General features: G+C 45.8%; 1 protein-coding gene. It reads left to right on the top strand.

The window, feature by feature from the left end:
• The coding region (locus ACVCXO_RS02975; RefSeq protein WP_452228109.1) for a hypothetical protein at positions 1–297 on the top strand (297 nt) is incomplete at both ends.

Below are 297 nucleotides of genomic sequence, written 5' to 3'. Positions count from 1 at the left end.
GCAGGATCTGTAAACATCCAAGTGGATGAAACAACACTACCAACAGGTGCAAGCTTAACGGAAGGAACAGAACCAACTAACGTAACGGTACCAGTAAGTGGAACAGTTGCAGCAGGAACCGATGGTTATACTACAGCTGGTTCAGTAATGGGAACAGTATATAACGATGAAGATGGTGATGGAACACAAAATGGAACAGAAACCGGATTCACTTCTCCAGTAACTGTATTTGCTGATTTAGATGGCGATGGCGTGTTAGACGCAGGAGAGCCAACAGCAACTACAGCGGCGGATGGA

The sequence above is a fragment of the Lacinutrix sp. MEBiC02404 genome (assembly GCF_053601575.1).
The sequence above is the reverse complement of the archived record's forward strand: the minus strand, read 5'-3'. Positions and strand labels throughout refer to the sequence as shown.